Here is a 15615-nt window from a genome sequence, read left to right as displayed (position 1 = left end):
CCCGTTTCCGCCGAACGATGCCAGGGGACCACCGCTTTGCCGAAGACGCTTCAGCATCCCGCCCGGCTGGTGCCTATGGCCTTCTTGTTCGCCATTCTCGCGGGCACCGGCCTTCTGATGCTCCCCATTTCCAGCGCAAACGAGGCTGGCGCCCCGTTTCTGACGGCGCTGTTCACCGCCACCTCGGCGGTGTGCGTCACCGGGCTGATTGTCGAGGACACGCCCACCTACTGGTCAGGGTTCGGGCAGGGCGTTATCTTGGCCCTGTTTCAGATCGGCGGGTTCGGGATCATGAGCGGAGCGACCCTGCTCGGCTATCTGGTCTCGCGGCGGCTAAAGCTCACCTCTCGTCTGATCGCGCAGGCGGAAACCCGCAGCCTGGCGCCCGGCGACATCTTAGCGTTGCTGCGGCTGATCCTCCTGGTGACGGTCGTCATCGAGCTGGCAATGGCCGCATTCCTTTGCGTCCGGCTGCACTATGCCTACGGGGAGCCATGGGACGCGGCAGCGTGGCACGGGCTGTTCCATGCGGTGTCCGCGTTCAACAACGCTGGTTTCTCGACCTACTCCGACAATCTGGTCGGCTTCGCCGCCGACCCTCTGGTTCTCGGCCCGATCATGGTTGCCGTGATCCTGGGCGGTATCGGCTTTCCGGTGCTCAGCGACATCCGCCGAGACCCGCGCCGGCCCGCACGATGGTCGTTGCACACGAAGATCACGCTCCTCGGGACCGGCATGCTGCTGCCCGGCGGCATGCTCATCGTGCTGGCGTACGAGTGGAGCAACCCAGCGACCCTCGGCACGCTCGATCCTGCGGCCAAGCTGCTCGGTGCAGCTTTCCACTCCAGCATGACCCGGACCGCGGGCTTCAACGCCTTCGATATCGGCCAGCTTCGGCCCGAAACGCTTGCCGTCAGTTACGGGCTCATGCTGATCGGAGGCGGCAGCGCAGGCACCGCCGGGGGCATCAAGGTAACAACCTTCCTGGTGCTTGCGCTGGTGGTCTGGGCGGAAATCCGCGGTGAGCCCGACGTCAACGCTTTCGGTCGGCGCATCTCCAGAAATGTCCAGCGACAGGCGCTCTCAGTCGTCCTGCTGGCCGTCGTCCTCGTGGGGGCGGCGACCCTGGCCCTCCTGAGCGTCAGCGACTTCGCCCTGGAGGACGTCGTGTTCGAGGTGATCTCCGCCTTCGCCACAGTGGGGCTGTCGACCGGTATCACCGCTCAACTGCCTCCGACCGGGCAATTGGTCATCATGTTTCTGATGTTCGTCGGCAGGGTCGGCACCATCACCGCCGCGACGAGCTTGGCCCTGAACACCAAGAAGACGCTCTATCGCTATCCGGAGGAACGCCCAATTGTTGGCTAGCAGTTCATCCCCGCGCGACGACGCAGTCGTCGTCATCGGCCTCGGCCGCTTCGGCGGCGCCGTGGCCGGGTCGCTGCTGCGGCTCGGACACGACGTCCTCGGCATCGACGAGAACGCCGCCCTGGTGCAATCCTGGGCGGACCGGCTTACCCATGTGGTGCAGGCCGACTCCACCAACGGCGACACGCTGCGTCGTCTCGGCGTGCATGAATTCGGACGGGCCGTGGTCGGCATCGGCTCCGACCTCGAGGCGAGCGTACTCACCGTGCTGGCACTTTGTGAACTTGGTGTTCCAGACATCTGGGCCAAGGCGAACGGTCCCAAGCACGGGCGTATCCTGGAGCGCACCGGGGCCCATCACGTGGTTTACCCGGAGGCCGACATGGGCGCGCGCGTGGCGCACCTTGTGACCGGGAAGATGATCGACTTCATCGAGTTCGACGACGGTTTCGCGATTGCCAAGACCTCCGCGCCGCACGAGACGGAAGGCAAGACGCTCGCCGAGTCCGCCTTGCGCAGCAAGTATGGCGTCACCGTCGTGGGCGTGAAGCGGCCCAGGGCCGATTTCGGCTATGCGCGGCCGGAGACGATGATCCAGCGAGGCGACCTCCTCATCGTGTCGGGCCCTACCAAATTGGTGGAGGCGTTCGCTGCGATAACCTGATGTCGCCCCTCCGGTGTCCCGACCGACCCAGTTTCCAGCCATACGCATCACGCCAGCCGCGAAATCGAACGGTGGGCCATGTTGTAAGGCGCGCGCGATGTCGCGCAGCGCCGATCGCGGCTTCGCCAGGTGCCGTGGTCATGAAGGAAAGGCGAGTGTAAGGTTCGATCTGGCGCTTGCGTCGGCGCTGTCGCATCTGCAACAGAAAATGGTCTGCAATTCAATAAACATGAGCAACACCAATATGCGGCGGTTTGCTGTTGCGCCGATGCTGGACTGGACCGATAAACATTGCCGGTTCTTCCACCGCCAGCTGACCCGCCACGCGCTGCTCTATACCGAGATGGTCACCACCGGCGCGGTGATCCATGGCGACCGGGGGCGGCTGCTCGGCTTCTCGCCCGAGGAGCAGCCGGTGGCGATCCAGCTTGGCGGCGCCGAGCCGAAGGATCTGGCCGAGGCCGCGCGCATCGCCGAGGGCTTCGGCTATGTCGAGGTCAATCTCAATGTCGGCTGCCCGTCCGACCGGGTGCAGAACGGCCGCTTCGGCGCCTGCCTGATGCGCGAGCCGCAGGTCGTCGGCGACTGCGTGGCGGCGATGAAGGCGGCGGTGAGCCTGCCGGTGACCGTGAAGTGCCGCATCGGCGTCGATGACCAGGATCCCGAGCAGGCGCTCGATGCGCTGGCCGAGGCGGCGGTGGCAGCCGGCGTCGATGCGCTGATCGTGCATGCCCGCAAGGCATGGCTGGAGGGGCTGTCGCCGCGCCAGAACCGCGACGTGCCGCCGCTCGATTATGAGCGCGTCTACCGGCTGAAGCGGGCGCGGCCCACTCTCGACATCATCCTCAATGGCGGCATCGCCACGTTGGAGGAGGCGCGGGCGCATCTCGACCATGTCGATGGGGTGATGCTCGGCCGCGCCGCCTATCAGGAGCCGTGGCGGCTTCTTGCCGTCGATCCCGAGCTTTTCGGCGAGCCGGCGCCGGTGGCCGACATGGCCGAGGCGGTCGAGCGCATGATTCCCTATAGCCGGCGTCACCTCGAGATCGGCGGGCGGCTGTCGGCGGTCACCCGCCACATGGTCGGCGCCTTCCACGCCGTGCCCGGCGCCCGCCGCTTCCGCCGCCTGCTGGCGGAGGGGGCGACGAAGCCCGGTTCTGATGTCGAAGTCATCCGCGCCGCGCTGGCCGAGCTCCGCGGCGGGCAGGGCGACATCGCCGCATAAACGGGATCCCCATGATCGATATTCCGCTTGGCGAACTCGCCGCTCTGTCGGCCGCGCTGCTGGCGGCCGGCATCGTCACCGGCCTGATGGCCGGGCTGTTCGGCGTCGGCGGCGGCGCCGTCATCGTGCCGGTGCTCTATCAGGTGTTCCAGATGATGGGCGTGCCGGAGGAGGTGCGGATGCACCTTGCGGTGGGCTCCTCGCTCGCCATCATCATCCCGACCTCGATCCAGTCGTTCCGCTCGCATTATGCCAAGGGCGCGGTGCGGATGGATGTGCTGAAGGTGTGGGCGGTGCCGGTGGTGGCGGGCGTGATGGCCGGCGGCGTGGTTGCCGCCCATGCCCCGGCGCTGGTGCTCAAGCTGGTTTTCGTGGTGGTGGCCACCACCATCGTCATCAAGACCTTCTCCGGCCGCGACGACTGGCGCCTCGCCGACGACCTGCCGGGGCGTCGGACGCTCGGCTTCTACGGCTTCGGCATCGGGCTGGCCTCGACCCTGATGGGCGTCGGCGGCGGCGCCATGGCCAACATGGTGTTCGCGCTCTACAACCGCTCGATCCACAGCGCGGTGGCGACGTCGTCGGGCCTCGGCGTGCTGATCTCGCTGCCCGGCGCGCTCGGCTACGTCATCGCCGGCTGGCCGAAGATGGCGATGCTGCCGCCGTTCTCGCTCGGTTACGTGTCGCTGATCGGCGCCGCCATGATCGCGCCGACCGCGGCGCTGGCGGCGCCCTATGGCGCGCGGCTCGCCCACCGCCTGCCGCGGCGCAAGCTGGAGATCGCCTTCGGCGTGTTCCTCACCGTGGTGTGCCTGCGCTTTCTGGCCGACATCCTGCTGTAGGGGCGAGATTTACCTGCGCCGCCGGTCAGATGCCCGCCGCGAGCCGTCCGACCTCGGCCAGCACGGCGGCGCGGGCGTCCTCGATGGCCGGTGACTCCGCGTAATAGGCGGCGACCAGAATGGGCGGGCGTCCGCCGGGCGGCCACAGGATGCCGACATCGTTGGTCGCGGCGTGGCCGCCCGAGCCGGTCTTGTCGCCGACCTGCCAGTTCTTGGGCACCCCGGCGCGCAGCCGTTTGTCGCCGGTTCTGTTGGCGCGGAGCCACGCCGCAAGCTGCGCCCGCGAGGGGTCTGAGAGCGCCTCGCCGAGCACCAGCGTGCGCAGGGTCTGCAGCATGGCGAGCGGCGTCGTGGTGTCGCGCGCATCGCCGGGGGTGGCCTCGTTCAGCGCCGGCTCGCGGCGGTCGAGCCTCGTGGCGGCATCGCCGAGGCTGCGCAGATAGGCGGTCAGCGCCGCCGGGCCGCCGAAACTGTCGAGCAGCAGGTTGGCGGCGGTGTTGTCGGAGAGCGTCACCGCCGCCTCGCACAGCGCGCCGACCGTCAAGCCTTCGCCGGCATGTGGCCCGGTGATCGGCGAATAGGGCACCAGCGCCGCCGCGTCATAGGCGATCCGCCGGTCGAGGCGTTCCTCGCCGCGGTCGACCCGCGCCAGCACCAGGCCGGCGGCCAGGAGCTTGAAGGTGCTGCACAGCGCAAACCGCTCGTCGCCGCGATGGGCCGCCGCGCGCCCGCTGCCGGTGTCGAGAATGGCGACGCCGAGTCGGCCGCCGTGCGCCCGCTCAAGGCCGGCGAGTTGTGCCGCGAGGGACGCGTCCCCGCTGTCGGCCTGCGCCGGCCCACAGCCCACGGCCGCCGCGGCGAGCAGCGGGCCGGCAAGCAGGGTGCGGCGGGAGATCATGGCACCACCTTCGGAAATCCGTCTCCCCCCTCCGGCCGGGCGCGCATCACCATCCTGTCGCCGCGCACCTCGAACGAGTCGAGCCGGCTGAGGAAGGTCATGCCGAGCAGGCTGATCTTGAGGTTGTTGCCCGGCTCGGCGACCAGCGCCGGCACCTTGCGCGCAACGATGCCGCCGACGGCGAGCTTCTCGATCACCACCGAGGCCGCCTTGGTGCGGCCGCCGGCGGTCTCCACCGGCACGTCGTAGCGCAGGAAATCGAGCGGCAGGCCGGCCGCCCGCGCGGCATCGATCGTCAGCACCACGGCGGTGGCGCCGGTGTCGACGATCATCCGCACCCGCTTGCCGTTGAGCTCGGCCGGCACCGAGAAGTCGCCGCCGGACCCGCGCTTGACCTCGACGCGCGGCGCATCGTCCCGGCCGGCCTGGACGATATCGGGAATGCTCTCGCCGAGCAGCTTGTGGGCGAGCGCGGCGATCTCGATCCGGTAGGTGTAGCCGAGCGCCAGCACGGTCACGAGCCCGACATAGACCAGCACCGTGCGCAGCACCTCGATAAGCTGGCCGTGATACATCAGATAGGCGAGGGTGCCGGCGATCGCCACCAGCGCGAGCCGCCAGGAAACCCCGGCGAGATCGGCGATCGCCATGCCGGCGATGATGCCGCTCTGCTCGCGGGCGCCGAACCCCAGCACCAGCACGGCCACCGCGGTGACCAGAATGACGAACGGCCGCGAGGATTTCACAGCGCGCCCTCGTCGCGGGCGGCGAGGCGCGCCAGCCGCGCCGGCAATTCCCCCATCACCCGCTCGCGCTCGGCCTGGGACATGGTTCGCCAGCCGGCGATCTCCTCGATCGTGCGGCCGCAGCCGATGCACAGCCGCCACGCCGGATCGAGGGTGCAGACCTTGATGCAGGGGCTGGCTGGGGTCATCGGGCTGTTGTCGGGCGATTCCGAAGCTGGCATCGGGACCATAATGGCTCAGGTCGCGACCGCAATCACCGCCCGCTGCGGCGCAGGCGCCCGTAAGCCGCCGCTGATAACCTGAAAATAGCCGGCGGAAAACCCGCAAATCGATGCGCCGCCGGACCAAGGGGCGTTCGCCCGGCCTCGCCTGACAGGCCGGCAGCGGGCTGCCGCAACCGGTGGCTGGATTGCCCAGCCCGCGCGCCGGCCGCTATAGGTCGCGCCACGCTGGCGCCGACCGCGCCGCTGGGCAGCATCGGCCGGCGACGCGCGCCCGGCCCGCAACGCCTGCCCACACCCCTTCGCAGGGCCGCAAGCCGCCGCCGCGCCGCCCGCCCGATCGCCCTGCCTCACGCCCCGGAGCCAGACCCATGTCCGAACGTTCGTCCGAAGCCGCCGGTCCCACCGGCCTTCCCTTCGACGACATCCGCCGCCTCGTCGCCCAGATGCCGGGCCCGGACGAGAAGGCGGTGGCCGCCATCCGCGCCCGCGACGCCGAGCTGACCAAGCCGCCGGGCTCGCTGGGCCGGCTGGAGGCGCTGGTCGAGTGGCTCGCCGCCTGGCAGGGCTCGACCCGGCCGATGGTCGAGCGGCCGCTGGTGGCGATCTTCGCCGCCAGCCACGGCGTCACCGCCCGCGGCATCTCGGCGTTTCCGGATTCGGTCAACCGCCAGATGCTCGACAATTTTTCGGCCGGGGGCGCCGCCATCAACCAGCTTTGCGCCGCCTACGGCCTGGGGCTGAAGGTGTTCGACCTCGCCATCGACCAGCCGACGCCGGACATCTCGGCCGAGGCGGCGCTGAGCGAGCCGGCCTGCGCCGCCACCATGGCCTATGGCATGGAGGCGATCGCCGGCGGCATCGACCTGTTGTGCGTCGGCGAGATGGGCATCGGCAACACCACCATCGCCGCGGCGATCTACCACGCTCTCTATGGCGGCCAGCCGCAGGATTGGGTCGGCCCCGGCACCGGGCTCGACCACGAGGGGGTGCGGCGCAAGGCGCAGGTGATCGGCGAGGCGGTAGCCCTGCACCGGGCCGGCGACGGCGATCCGCTGGAGGTGCTGCGCCGCCTCGGCGGCCGCGAGGTGGCGGCGATCGCCGGCGCCATCCTGGCCGCCCGCCACCAGCGCGTGCCGGTGATCCTCGACGGCTTCGTCACCACCGCGGCGGCAGCCGTGCTGCATGCGATGGATGCCCGCGCGCTCGACCACTGCCTCGCCGCCCACTGCTCGGCCGAGCCCGCCCATGTCGAGGTGCTGCGCCGCCTGAACAAGACGCCGCTGCTCGATCTCGGCATGCGGCTGGGGGAGGGGTCGGGCGCGGCGATCGCCGCCGGCATCGTCAAGGGCGCCTTAGCGTGCTGGCGCGACATGGCGACGTTCGAATCGGCCGGCGTTGCCACCAAGGGCACGTGACGGTACAGGGTTTTCACCCCGGACGAACTCGGTAGGGCGGAATAGCGTAGCGTATTCCGCACTTCCGCAGATTCCTCGGCGCAATACGCTTTCGCTATTGCGCCCTACGCTTCCGCGTCATCCCGGCCGAGGCGAAGCCGAGAGCCGGGATCGTTCTCCGGAAAATGTCCCCCACCTGCAAACGGTCCCGGATCGCGCTTCGCTTGTCCGGGACGACGACCTTGGCCACGGCCCCGGCTCGCACTTCGCTTGTCGGGGGCGACGACCTCCATTTCGGCCGTCCGTCTTGACACCGGCCTGATCCTCATAAAGATATGTTTATGTCTTTAGAGGTGATGGATGGCCGAGCCGCTCTCGTTCCAGCAGGCGCTTGAGGGTCTCAAGGCGGCCGGCGAGGCGACGCGGCTGCGTCTGCTCTTGCTGCTCGCCGAGGCCGAGCTGACGGTGACCGAGCTGGTCGACATCCTGCGCCAGTCGCAGCCGCGCATCTCCCGCCATCTCAAGCTCCTGGCCGAGGCCGGCCTCGTCGAGCGCTTCCGCGAGGGCGCCTGGGCGTTCTACCGCAAGGCCGGGCGCGGCCCGGGCGCGGACGCCGCCGACGCGCTGCTCGGTCTGGTCGATCCCGCCGACCCGGTGGTGGCGCGCGACCGGGCGCGGCTCACCGAGGTGCGCGCCGCCCGCGCCGCCGCGGCCCAGGCGCACTTCGCCCGCCTCGCGCCGGAGTGGGACCGCATCCGCTCGCTGCACGTCGCCGAGGAGGCGGTGGAGCAGGCGATCGTCGAGGCCGCCGGCACCCAGCCGGCCGGCACGCTGCTCGATCTCGGCACCGGCACCGGCCGCATTCTGCAGCTTCTGGCGCCGAAGGTCGGCCACGCCGTGGGGCTCGATGCCAGCCCGGCGATGCTGGCGATCGCCCGCGCCAATCTGGAGAAGGCCGGGATCCGCAATGCCGAGGTGCGCCAGGGCGACCTGTTCGCGCCGCCGTTCGTCCTGGCCTCCTTCGACCTCGTGGTGGTCCATAGCGTGCTGCACTATCTCGACGACCCGGCCGGCGCGCTGCGGCAGGCGGCCTCGCTGGTGGCGCCGGGCGGCCGGCTGCTGGTGGTCGATTTCGCCGCCCACACCCAGGAGTTCCTGCGCAGCGAGTTCGGCCACCGCCGCCTCGGCTTCGCGCCTTCGGAGGTGGCGGGCTGGATGCAGGCGGCCGGCCTCGACGTGATCGCCGAGCGGGCGCTGGAGCCGCCGGGCGGCGAGGGCGACAAGCTCACCGTTCTGTTGTGGGTCGGGCGCGATCGGCGCGCCGGCCGCGCCGAAGACCGAAACCGCGAGGTTGCGTGATGACCCTTTCTTCCTGTCGCCCCTCCCGCTTCGTGGGCGGCCCCGGCATCTCGGTGTCGTTCGAGTTCTTTCCGCCCAAGACGGCGGAGATGGACGCCCAGCTCTGGGAGTCGATCACCCGGCTGGCGCCGCTCAATCCCGCCTTCGTGTCGGTGACCTATGGCGCGGGCGGATCGACGCGCGAGCGCACCCACGCCATCGTCAAGCGCATCGTCGAGGAGACCGCGCTGAAGCCGGCGGCGCACCTCACCTGCGTCGCCGCGACGCGCGAGGAGATCGACGCGGTGATCCACGCCTATTGGGCGGCCGGCGTGCGCCACATCGTGGCGCTGCGCGGCGATCCGCCCGCCGGCCCCGGCACCGTTTATGAGCCGCACCCCGGTGGCTACGCCCATTCGACCGACCTCGTCGCCGGCATCAAGAGGATCGCCGATTTCGAGGTGTCGGTGTCGGCCTATCCCGAGAAGCACCCCGAGAGCGCCTCGATCGAGGCCGATCTCGACGTGCTCAAGGCCAAGGTGGAGGCCGGCGCCAGCCGCGCCATCAGCCAGTTCTTCTTCGACAACGCCCACTTCCTGCGCTATCGCGACCGCGTCGCCGCCCGCGGCCTCCACATTCCCATCGTGCCGGGCATCCTGCCGGTGATGAACTTCAAGCAGGCCAAAAGCTTCGCCGAACGCTGCGGCACCGAGGTGCCGGGCTGGCTGGCCCGCCGCTTCGAGGGGCTCGACAACGACCTCCGGACCCGCGAGCTGATCGCGGCGGCGGTGGCGGCCGAGCAGGTGCTCGATCTGGTGGACCACGGCGTCACCGAGTTCCATTTCTACACCATGAACCGCGCCGATCTGGTCTATGCCATCTGCCACCTGTTGGGCCTGCGGCCGGTCGCGGCACAGGCGGCGGCGTGAGCGTTCCCTTATAGTGGGGGCAGGAATTCGGGAGATCGCCATGGTCGAGCCGGACAATCTGGTGCTGTCGCCGCTGCGTGAGATCCGCGCCGACATGACGGGCATGCGGGGGGAGATGGCGGCCGGTTTCAGGGCCGTCGAGGCGCGGATCGCCGCTCTCGACATCAAGATCGACAACGTCAAGCAGGCGGCGTTCGGCGAGTCGGTGCTCGGCCGCTACGCCGCGGCCGAGGTCGAGGAACGGCTCGCCGAGATCGAGCGCCGCCTCGCCGCGCTCGAAACGCGCTCCTGACCGCGAGAAGACCGGCCATGGACCAGCGCCTCAGCCTCATCACCCTCGGCGTCGCCGACCTTGCCCGTGCCCAGGCCTTCTATGAGCAGGGCCTGGGCTGGGCGCGCGCCGACGTGCCGGGCGAGGGCATCGCGTTCTACCAGCTCGGCGGGATCGCGCTGGCGCTCTATCCGTGGGACGCGCTGGCCGAGGATGCGCAGCAGCCGCCTGCGCGCGGCGGCTTCGCCGGCATCACGTTTGCCCACAATTGCCGCTCCACGGACGAGGTCGATGTCGTGCTCGCCCGCGCGGTCGCGGCCGGAGCGAAGCTCGTCAAGCCGGCCCAGACTGTGTTCTGGGGCGGCTATTCCGGCTATTTCGCCGATCCCGACGGCCATCTCTGGGAGGTGGCCTTCAATCCCTTCTTCCCGCTCGCTGCGGACGGCGCCCTGGTGCTGCCTCAGCCCGCTGCATAGAGTTCAGCCCATGCCCGACTCTGCCGCCCCGTCACTCGCCCGCGTCCGCCTCAACGAGGCCGCGCGCGAACGCATCCTGGTGCTCGATGGCGCCATGGGCACGATGATCCAGCAGCTCAAGCTGACGGAAGCCGACTTCCGCGCCGAGCGCTTCAAGGACTGGCCGCGCGACCTCAAGGGCAACAACGACCTGCTCAATCTGACGCGCCCCGACGACGTACGCGCCGTGCACCTCGCCTATTTTCGCGTCGGCGCCGACATCGTCGAGACCAACACGTTTTCCTCCACCACCATCGCCCAGGCCGACTACGGCATGGAGTCGCTGGCCTATGAGCTGAACCGCGAGGGCGCTCGCCTCGCCCGCGAGGCGGCCGACGCCGCCGAGGCCGAGGACGGCCGCCCGCGCTTCGTCGCCGGTGCGCTGGGGCCGACCAACCGCACCGCCTCGATCTCGCCGGACGTCAACAATCCCGGCTTCCGCGCCGTGACCTTCGACGATCTGCGCATCGCCTATGCCGAGCAGGTGTGCGGCCTGCTCGACGGCGGCGCCGACCTGCTGCTGGTCGAGACCATCTTCGACACGCTCAATGCCAAGGCCGCGGTGTTCGCGATCGAGGAGGTGCTGGCCGAGCGCGGCCGCGACGTGCCGGTGATGATCTCCGGCACCATCACCGACCTGTCGGGCCGCACGCTCTCCGGCCAGACGCCGACCGCCTTCTGGTATTCGCTGCGCCACGCCCGGCCGTTCTCGATCGGGCTGAACTGCGCGCTGGGCGCCAAGGAGATGCGCGCCCACATCGCCGAGATCGGCCGCATCGCCGATACGCTGGTGTGCGCCTATCCCAACGCGGGTCTCCCCAACGAATTCGGCCTCTATGACGAGAGCCCGGCAGCGATGGCGGCGCTGGTCGGCGAGTTCGCCGAGGCGGGCCTCGTCAACATCGTCGGCGGCTGCTGCGGCACCACGCCCGACCATATCGCGGCAATCGCGAACGCGGTTTCCGGCAAGCCGCCGCGCGCCATACCCGAGATCGCGCCGCTGCTGCGCCTCGCCGGGCTTGAGCCGTTCACGCTGACGCCCGAGATCCCGTTCGTCAATGTCGGCGAGCGCACCAACGTCACCGGCTCGGCGCGCTTCCGCCGCCTGATCAAGGAGGGCGACTACACCACCGCGCTCGCGGTGGCGCGCGATCAGGTGGAGAATGGCGCGCAGGTGATCGACGTCAACATGGACGAGGGCCTGCTCGATTCCGAGGAGGCGATGGTGACGTTCCTGCACCTCGTCGCTTCGGAGCCGGACATCGCCAAGGTGCCGGTGATGATCGACTCCTCCAAATGGACGGTGATCGAGGCCGGGCTGAAGTGCGTGCAGGGCAAGCCCATCGTCAACTCGATCTCGCTGAAGGAGGGCGAAGCGGAGTTCCTGAAGCGCGCCGAGACGCTGCGCCGCTACGGCGCCGCCGCCGTGGTGATGGCGTTCGACGAGACCGGCCAGGCCGACACCTTCGAGCGCAAGATCGGCATCTGCCGGCGCGCCTATGATCTCCTCACCGCCCACGGCTTTCCGCCCGAGGACATCATCTTCGATCCCAACGTGTTCGCGGTGGCGACCGGCATCGAGGAGCACGCCAATTACGGCGTCGACTTCATTGAGGCGACGCGCTGGATCCGGGAGAATCTCAAGCACGCCCACGTCTCGGGCGGCGTGTCGAACCTGTCCTTCTCGTTCCGCGGCAACGAGCCGGTGCGCGAGGCGATGCACGCGGTGTTCCTGTTCCACGCCATCAAGGTCGGCATGGACATGGGCATCGTCAATGCCGGCCAGCTCGCGGTCTATGACGATCTGCCGGCCGAACTGCGCGAGGCCTGCGAGGACGTGGTGCTGAACCGCGGGCCCGACGCCACCGAGCGGCTGGTTGCGCTGGCCGAGCGCTTCCGGGGCACGGGCGGCGCGGCCGTCAAGGAAGCCGACCTGTCGTGGCGCCAGCAGCCGGTCGAGAAGCGGCTGGAGCACGCGCTGGTGCACGGCATCACCGAGTTCATCGAGGCCGACACCGAGGAGGCGCGCAGCCAAGCCGAACGGCCGCTGCACGTCATCGAGGGGCCGCTGATGGCCGGCATGGGCGTGGTCGGCGATCTGTTCGGCGCCGGCAAGATGTTCCTGCCGCAGGTGGTGAAGTCGGCGCGCGTGATGAAGCAGGCGGTGGCCTATCTCATGCCGTTCATGGAGCGCGAGAGGGCCGAGCGCGGCCAGAGCGGCGAGGGCTCGTCAGCCGGAAAGATCTTGCTCGCCACCGTGAAGGGCGACGTCCACGACATCGGCAAGAACATCGTCGGCGTCGTGCTCCAGTGCAACAATTTCGAGGTGGTCGATCTCGGCGTGATGGTGCCGGCGCAGAAGATTCTCGACGCCGCGCGCGAGATGAAGGCCGATATCATCGGGCTGTCCGGCCTCATCACCCCCTCGCTCGACGAGATGGTGACAGTGGCCACCGAGATGGAGCGCCAGGGCTTCGAGGTGCCGCTGATGATCGGCGGGGCCACGACCAGCCGCGTCCACACCGCGGTGAAGATCGCCCCGCAATACGAGAAGAGCCAGGCGGTCTATGTCACCGACGCCAGCCGCGCCGTTGGCGTCGCCGCCTCACTGCTGAACCCGCAGACCCGCGGCACCTACATCGCCGATCTCAAGGCGGAATACGCGAAGATCGCCGAGGCACACGCGCGCGGCGCCATGCGCAACGAGCGCCTGCCGATCGAGGCGGCACGGGCGAACCCGTTCAAGCCGGACTTCGCCGGCTATGCGCCGCCGCGGCCGGGCTTCCTCGGCACGCGGGTGTTCGAGGACTACGATCTCGCGGCGCTGGTGCCGTTCATCGATTGGACGCCGTTCTTCCACGCCTGGGATCTCAAGGGCCGCTATCCGGCGATCCTCGACGACGAGACGGTGGGGCCGGCGGCGCGCGCGCTGTTCGCCGACGCGAAAGCCATGCTGGCGACCATCGTCGCCGAGAAATGGCTCGCCGCGCGGGCGGTGGTCGGCTTCTGGCCGGCCAACCGCATCGACGACGACATCATGCTGTTCCGCGACGACACGCGCTATCTGCCGCTCGCCACGCTGCACACGCTGCGCCAGCAGATCGCCCGACGCGACGAGACGCGCGCCCACACCGCGCTCGCCGATTTCGTGGCGCCGCTGGAGAACGGCCTGCCGGATTATGTCGGCGGCTTCGTGGTCACTGCGGGCCTGGGCGAGGAGGCGAGGAGCGCCGCCTTCAAGGCCGCGCACGACGACTATTCGTCGATCCTGCTCAAGGCGCTGGCCGACCGGCTGGCCGAAGCCTTCGCCGAGCACCTGCACCTCAAGGTGCGCCGCGAACTGTGGGGCTATGCCGCCGACGAGGCGCTGACGCCCGACGACATCGTCGCCGAGCGCTATCGCGGCATCCGCCCGGCGCCGGGCTATCCGGCCCAGCCCGACCACACCGAGAAGGCGGTTCTGTTCGACCTGCTGGGCGCCGAGCGGATCGGCGTGACGCTGACCGAGAGCTTCGCCATGTCGCCGGCCGCCTCGGTGTGCGGGCTCTATCTCGCCCATCCGGAGGCGCACTATTTCGGCGTGGCCAAGATCGAGCGCGATCAGGTGGAGGATTACGCCCGCCGCAAGGGCTGGAGCGTGGAGGAAGCCGAGCGCTGGCTGGCGCCGGTGCTGGCCTATCAGCCCGGCCTGCGCCGCGCCGCCGCGGAGTGATACGGTTTCCGGCTGATCAAGCCGGAGAACCGTATGCTGTTTGCCGAAAAATCCCTTTCAGATCAGGGATTTTTCGGCGAGACCGTTTCCGGTATCCCGAAGGGATCAACCGGAAACCGTATGAGAGTGCTCCCCCAAAATGCATCGGCCGGGGCAGAGGACCCCGGCCGTGGTCGGTATTCATTGGGTTGGATTTCGAGGTCGGATTTGTCCGGTTTGCCGCGGAACCGCGCGACACGACACAAGCATCAGATCATGCGCAGAAGAATGGCGCCGACGAAGGCGAAGGCCACTCCCGCAGCCAGGACGTTCAGCTTGTAGGCGATGTCCACCAGGCACCTCCCTTTGTTAACGAGCGGAAAACTACCAGGATCGGCCGGGCGGCCGAAACGAATTCATCGCTGCAGCGCCGCGCGCATCTCTACCATAATACCTCTATTGTGACGGGGTGATTCGGCAAGCCGCTGGGATCGGCCGCTGTTTCCTTTTTGCAACGCACAAACGAATTATGAACGGTCGATGAAGGCGGGCGGCGGGGCGAGGGCGGCAACGCCGCTACGCGAGAGTCATTCCATCCTGCGCGCTGCCGAGGCCGCCTGCGGGCCCGTCTTGCTGCCGTTGACCACTATGGCACTCGGTGCTATAGAGCCACGTGGTCCGTTTGGGCTGATCTACGTTTCAGGTCTCATTTCGAATGAATCATACTTCAGAGGATTTCAATGCGGGCTTTCAAAACCAAGGATTTCGCCAAGGACGCAAGTCGAAATGATGTCCCAGACACGGCGTTGTTCGAGGCGGTTTCTCGCGCCGAGGCGGGGTTGATCGATGCCGAACTGGGGAAGTTTCTGATCAAGCAGCGTGTTGCGCGCATCCGATCGGGCCGGTCGCGAGGGTTCCGGGCGATTGCGGTCTTTCGGAAAGGTGATCTGGCAGTCTTCGTGCATCTCTTCGGGAAGAACGAGAAATCGTCCCTGACGCCAGTGGAGGAGAGCACGTTTCGCGAAGCGGCGAAGATCATTGCGGCTCTGCCTCAGGACAAGATCGCCGCCCTGGTGGCAGCCGGCGAATGGATAGAGTTGAACAATGAATAGTGGGGTGAAGTACCGCAGCCGGCCGTTGCGCTCCATTCATCAGGCGATGGCCGGGCTCGAGCGTGTCGGCGCGCTCGACAAGGAGACAATGCGCAACTTTGATGTCGCGTGCCTGACGCCGGTCGTTGACCTGACGCCGAGCGACATCCGCACGATCCGAGAAGCGGCCAATATGAGCCAAGCGACCTTCGCTCTGGCTCTCAATGTCACGTCCTCGCTGGTCAGCAAATGGGAGCGCGGCGAGAAGAAGCCCGGCGGGCCATCGCTGAAGCTGCTGACGCTTGCGAGCCGGAAGGGCATCGCCGCCATTCTCTGATTGAGCCACGGCGCTGTGACCGCGACGGCATGGCGCGAAGGCTGCCGTGGTTGAGGATTCGTCAACGGAATCGTCCGCATTC

At 68.7% G+C, this 15615-nt stretch carries 16 protein-coding genes; 13 read left to right on the top strand and 3 right to left on the bottom strand.

Annotated elements, in window-relative coordinates; genetic code table 11:
• Window positions 1-36 precede the first annotated feature (36 nt).
• The 4 genes from BLTE_RS10820 (at window position 37) to BLTE_RS10805 (ending at window position 4099) form a co-directional block, all read left to right on the top strand.
• Window positions 37-1368 (top strand): TrkH family potassium uptake protein, encoded by a 1332-nt coding sequence (locus BLTE_RS10820; protein WP_197723228.1) that lies wholly within the window; start codon window positions 37-39, stop codon window positions 1366-1368.
• Window positions 1361-2032 (top strand): potassium channel family protein, encoded by a 672-nt coding sequence (locus tag BLTE_RS10815; RefSeq protein WP_126400398.1) that lies wholly within the window; start codon window positions 1361-1363, stop codon window positions 2030-2032. The genes BLTE_RS10820 and BLTE_RS10815 overlap by 8 nt, the downstream gene beginning before the upstream one ends.
• Before the next feature lie 229 nt (window positions 2033-2261).
• Complete coding sequence (gene dusA, locus BLTE_RS10810) at window positions 2262-3257, top strand: tRNA dihydrouridine(20/20a) synthase DusA (protein WP_126400395.1); 996 nt, start codon at window positions 2262-2264, stop codon at window positions 3255-3257.
• A gap of 11 nt (window positions 3258-3268) precedes the next feature.
• Complete coding sequence (locus tag BLTE_RS10805; protein WP_126400393.1) at window positions 3269-4099, top strand: sulfite exporter TauE/SafE family protein; 831 nt, start codon at window positions 3269-3271, stop codon at window positions 4097-4099.
• A gap of 25 nt (window positions 4100-4124) precedes the next feature.
• Here the strand turns inward: BLTE_RS10805 and bla are convergent, their stop codons facing one another.
• From bla to BLTE_RS10790, 3 genes are read right to left on the bottom strand one after another with little or no spacing between them, the layout of a single operon-like run.
• On the bottom strand, window positions 4125-4997 hold the full coding sequence (gene bla / locus BLTE_RS10800) for a class A beta-lactamase (RefSeq protein WP_126400390.1): 873 nt from the start codon (window positions 4995-4997) through the stop codon (window positions 4125-4127).
• Window positions 4994-5743 carry a retropepsin-like aspartic protease family protein gene (locus tag BLTE_RS10795; RefSeq protein WP_126400387.1) on the bottom strand — a complete coding sequence of 250 codons (750 nt, stop codon included), beginning with the start codon at window positions 5741-5743 and terminating at the stop codon, window positions 4994-4996. Before BLTE_RS10795 ends, bla begins: the two co-directional genes overlap by 4 nt.
• Window positions 5740-5931 (bottom strand): DUF1289 domain-containing protein, encoded by a 192-nt coding sequence (locus BLTE_RS10790; RefSeq protein WP_126400384.1) that lies wholly within the window; start codon window positions 5929-5931, stop codon window positions 5740-5742. Before BLTE_RS10790 ends, BLTE_RS10795 begins: the two co-directional genes overlap by 4 nt.
• A gap of 404 nt (window positions 5932-6335) precedes the next feature.
• Here BLTE_RS10790 and cobT point away from each other — a divergent pair, with 404 nt between their 5' ends.
• The 9 genes from cobT to BLTE_RS10745 all read left to right on the top strand — a co-directional run bounded on the left by cobT (window position 6336) and on the right by BLTE_RS10745 (window position 15533).
• Window positions 6336-7382, top strand: a complete 1047-nt coding sequence (gene cobT / locus BLTE_RS10785) for a nicotinate-nucleotide--dimethylbenzimidazole phosphoribosyltransferase (RefSeq protein WP_126400381.1) — start codon at window positions 6336-6338, stop codon at window positions 7380-7382.
• Between the two features lie 339 nt (window positions 7383-7721).
• Complete coding sequence (locus BLTE_RS10780; protein ID WP_126400378.1) at window positions 7722-8720, top strand: metalloregulator ArsR/SmtB family transcription factor; 999 nt, start codon at window positions 7722-7724, stop codon at window positions 8718-8720.
• Window positions 8720-9628, top strand: a complete 909-nt coding sequence (gene metF / locus BLTE_RS10775; RefSeq protein WP_126400375.1) for a methylenetetrahydrofolate reductase [NAD(P)H] — start codon at window positions 8720-8722, stop codon at window positions 9626-9628. Before BLTE_RS10780 ends, metF begins: the two co-directional genes overlap by 1 nt.
• A 40-nt stretch (window positions 9629-9668) precedes the next feature.
• Window positions 9669-9920, top strand: a complete 252-nt coding sequence (locus BLTE_RS10770) for a hypothetical protein (protein WP_126400372.1) — start codon at window positions 9669-9671, stop codon at window positions 9918-9920.
• A gap of 17 nt (window positions 9921-9937) precedes the next feature.
• Complete coding sequence (locus BLTE_RS10765; protein ID WP_126400370.1) at window positions 9938-10375, top strand: VOC family protein; 438 nt, start codon at window positions 9938-9940, stop codon at window positions 10373-10375.
• 10 nt (window positions 10376-10385) lie between these two features.
• A complete protein-coding gene (gene metH / locus BLTE_RS10760) occupies window positions 10386-14126 on the top strand; it encodes a methionine synthase (protein ID WP_126400367.1) in 3741 nt (1246 codons plus the stop codon).
• Between the two features lie 188 nt (window positions 14127-14314).
• Window positions 14315-14578, top strand: coding sequence for a hypothetical protein (locus BLTE_RS10755; protein ID WP_126400365.1), 264 nt, complete (start codon window positions 14315-14317; stop codon window positions 14576-14578).
• Window positions 14579-14845: 267 nt separating this feature from the next.
• Window positions 14846-15217 carry a type II toxin-antitoxin system RelE/ParE family toxin gene (locus BLTE_RS10750; protein ID WP_126400362.1) on the top strand — a complete coding sequence of 124 codons (372 nt, stop codon included), beginning with the start codon at window positions 14846-14848 and terminating at the stop codon, window positions 15215-15217.
• A gap of 4 nt (window positions 15218-15221) precedes the next feature.
• Window positions 15222-15533 carry a helix-turn-helix domain-containing protein gene (locus BLTE_RS10745; protein ID WP_197723227.1) on the top strand — a complete coding sequence of 104 codons (312 nt, stop codon included), beginning with the start codon at window positions 15222-15224 and terminating at the stop codon, window positions 15531-15533.
• Window positions 15534-15615 lie beyond the last annotated feature (82 nt).

Origin of the sequence: Blastochloris tepida, assembly GCF_003966715.1 — a bacterium.
Taxonomy (GTDB): Bacteria; Pseudomonadota; Alphaproteobacteria; order Rhizobiales; family Xanthobacteraceae; genus Blastochloris; species Blastochloris tepida.
This window is presented reverse-complemented; position numbering and strand designations above follow the sequence as displayed.

Coding starts and splice junctions, on each gene's coding strand:
- BLTE_RS10750 (WP_126400362.1), top strand. CDS start 14,846: ATGCGGGCTTTCAAAACCAAGGATTTCGCCAAGGACGCAAGTCGAAAT.
- cobT (WP_126400381.1), top strand. CDS start 6,336: ATGTCCGAACGTTCGTCCGAAGCCGCCGGTCCCACCGGCCTTCCCTTC.
- dusA (WP_126400395.1), top strand. CDS start 2,262: ATGAGCAACACCAATATGCGGCGGTTTGCTGTTGCGCCGATGCTGGAC.
- BLTE_RS10770 (WP_126400372.1), top strand. CDS start 9,669: ATGGTCGAGCCGGACAATCTGGTGCTGTCGCCGCTGCGTGAGATCCGC.
- metF (WP_126400375.1), top strand. CDS start 8,720: ATGACCCTTTCTTCCTGTCGCCCCTCCCGCTTCGTGGGCGGCCCCGGC.
- BLTE_RS10790 (WP_126400384.1), bottom strand. CDS start 5,931: ATGACCCCAGCCAGCCCCTGCATCAAGGTCTGCACCCTCGATCCGGCG.
- bla (WP_126400390.1), bottom strand. CDS start 4,997: ATGATCTCCCGCCGCACCCTGCTTGCCGGCCCGCTGCTCGCCGCGGCG.
- BLTE_RS10780 (WP_126400378.1), top strand. CDS start 7,722: ATGGCCGAGCCGCTCTCGTTCCAGCAGGCGCTTGAGGGTCTCAAGGCG.
- BLTE_RS10805 (WP_126400393.1), top strand. CDS start 3,269: ATGATCGATATTCCGCTTGGCGAACTCGCCGCTCTGTCGGCCGCGCTG.
- BLTE_RS10765 (WP_126400370.1), top strand. CDS start 9,938: ATGGACCAGCGCCTCAGCCTCATCACCCTCGGCGTCGCCGACCTTGCC.
- metH (WP_126400367.1), top strand. CDS start 10,386: ATGCCCGACTCTGCCGCCCCGTCACTCGCCCGCGTCCGCCTCAACGAG.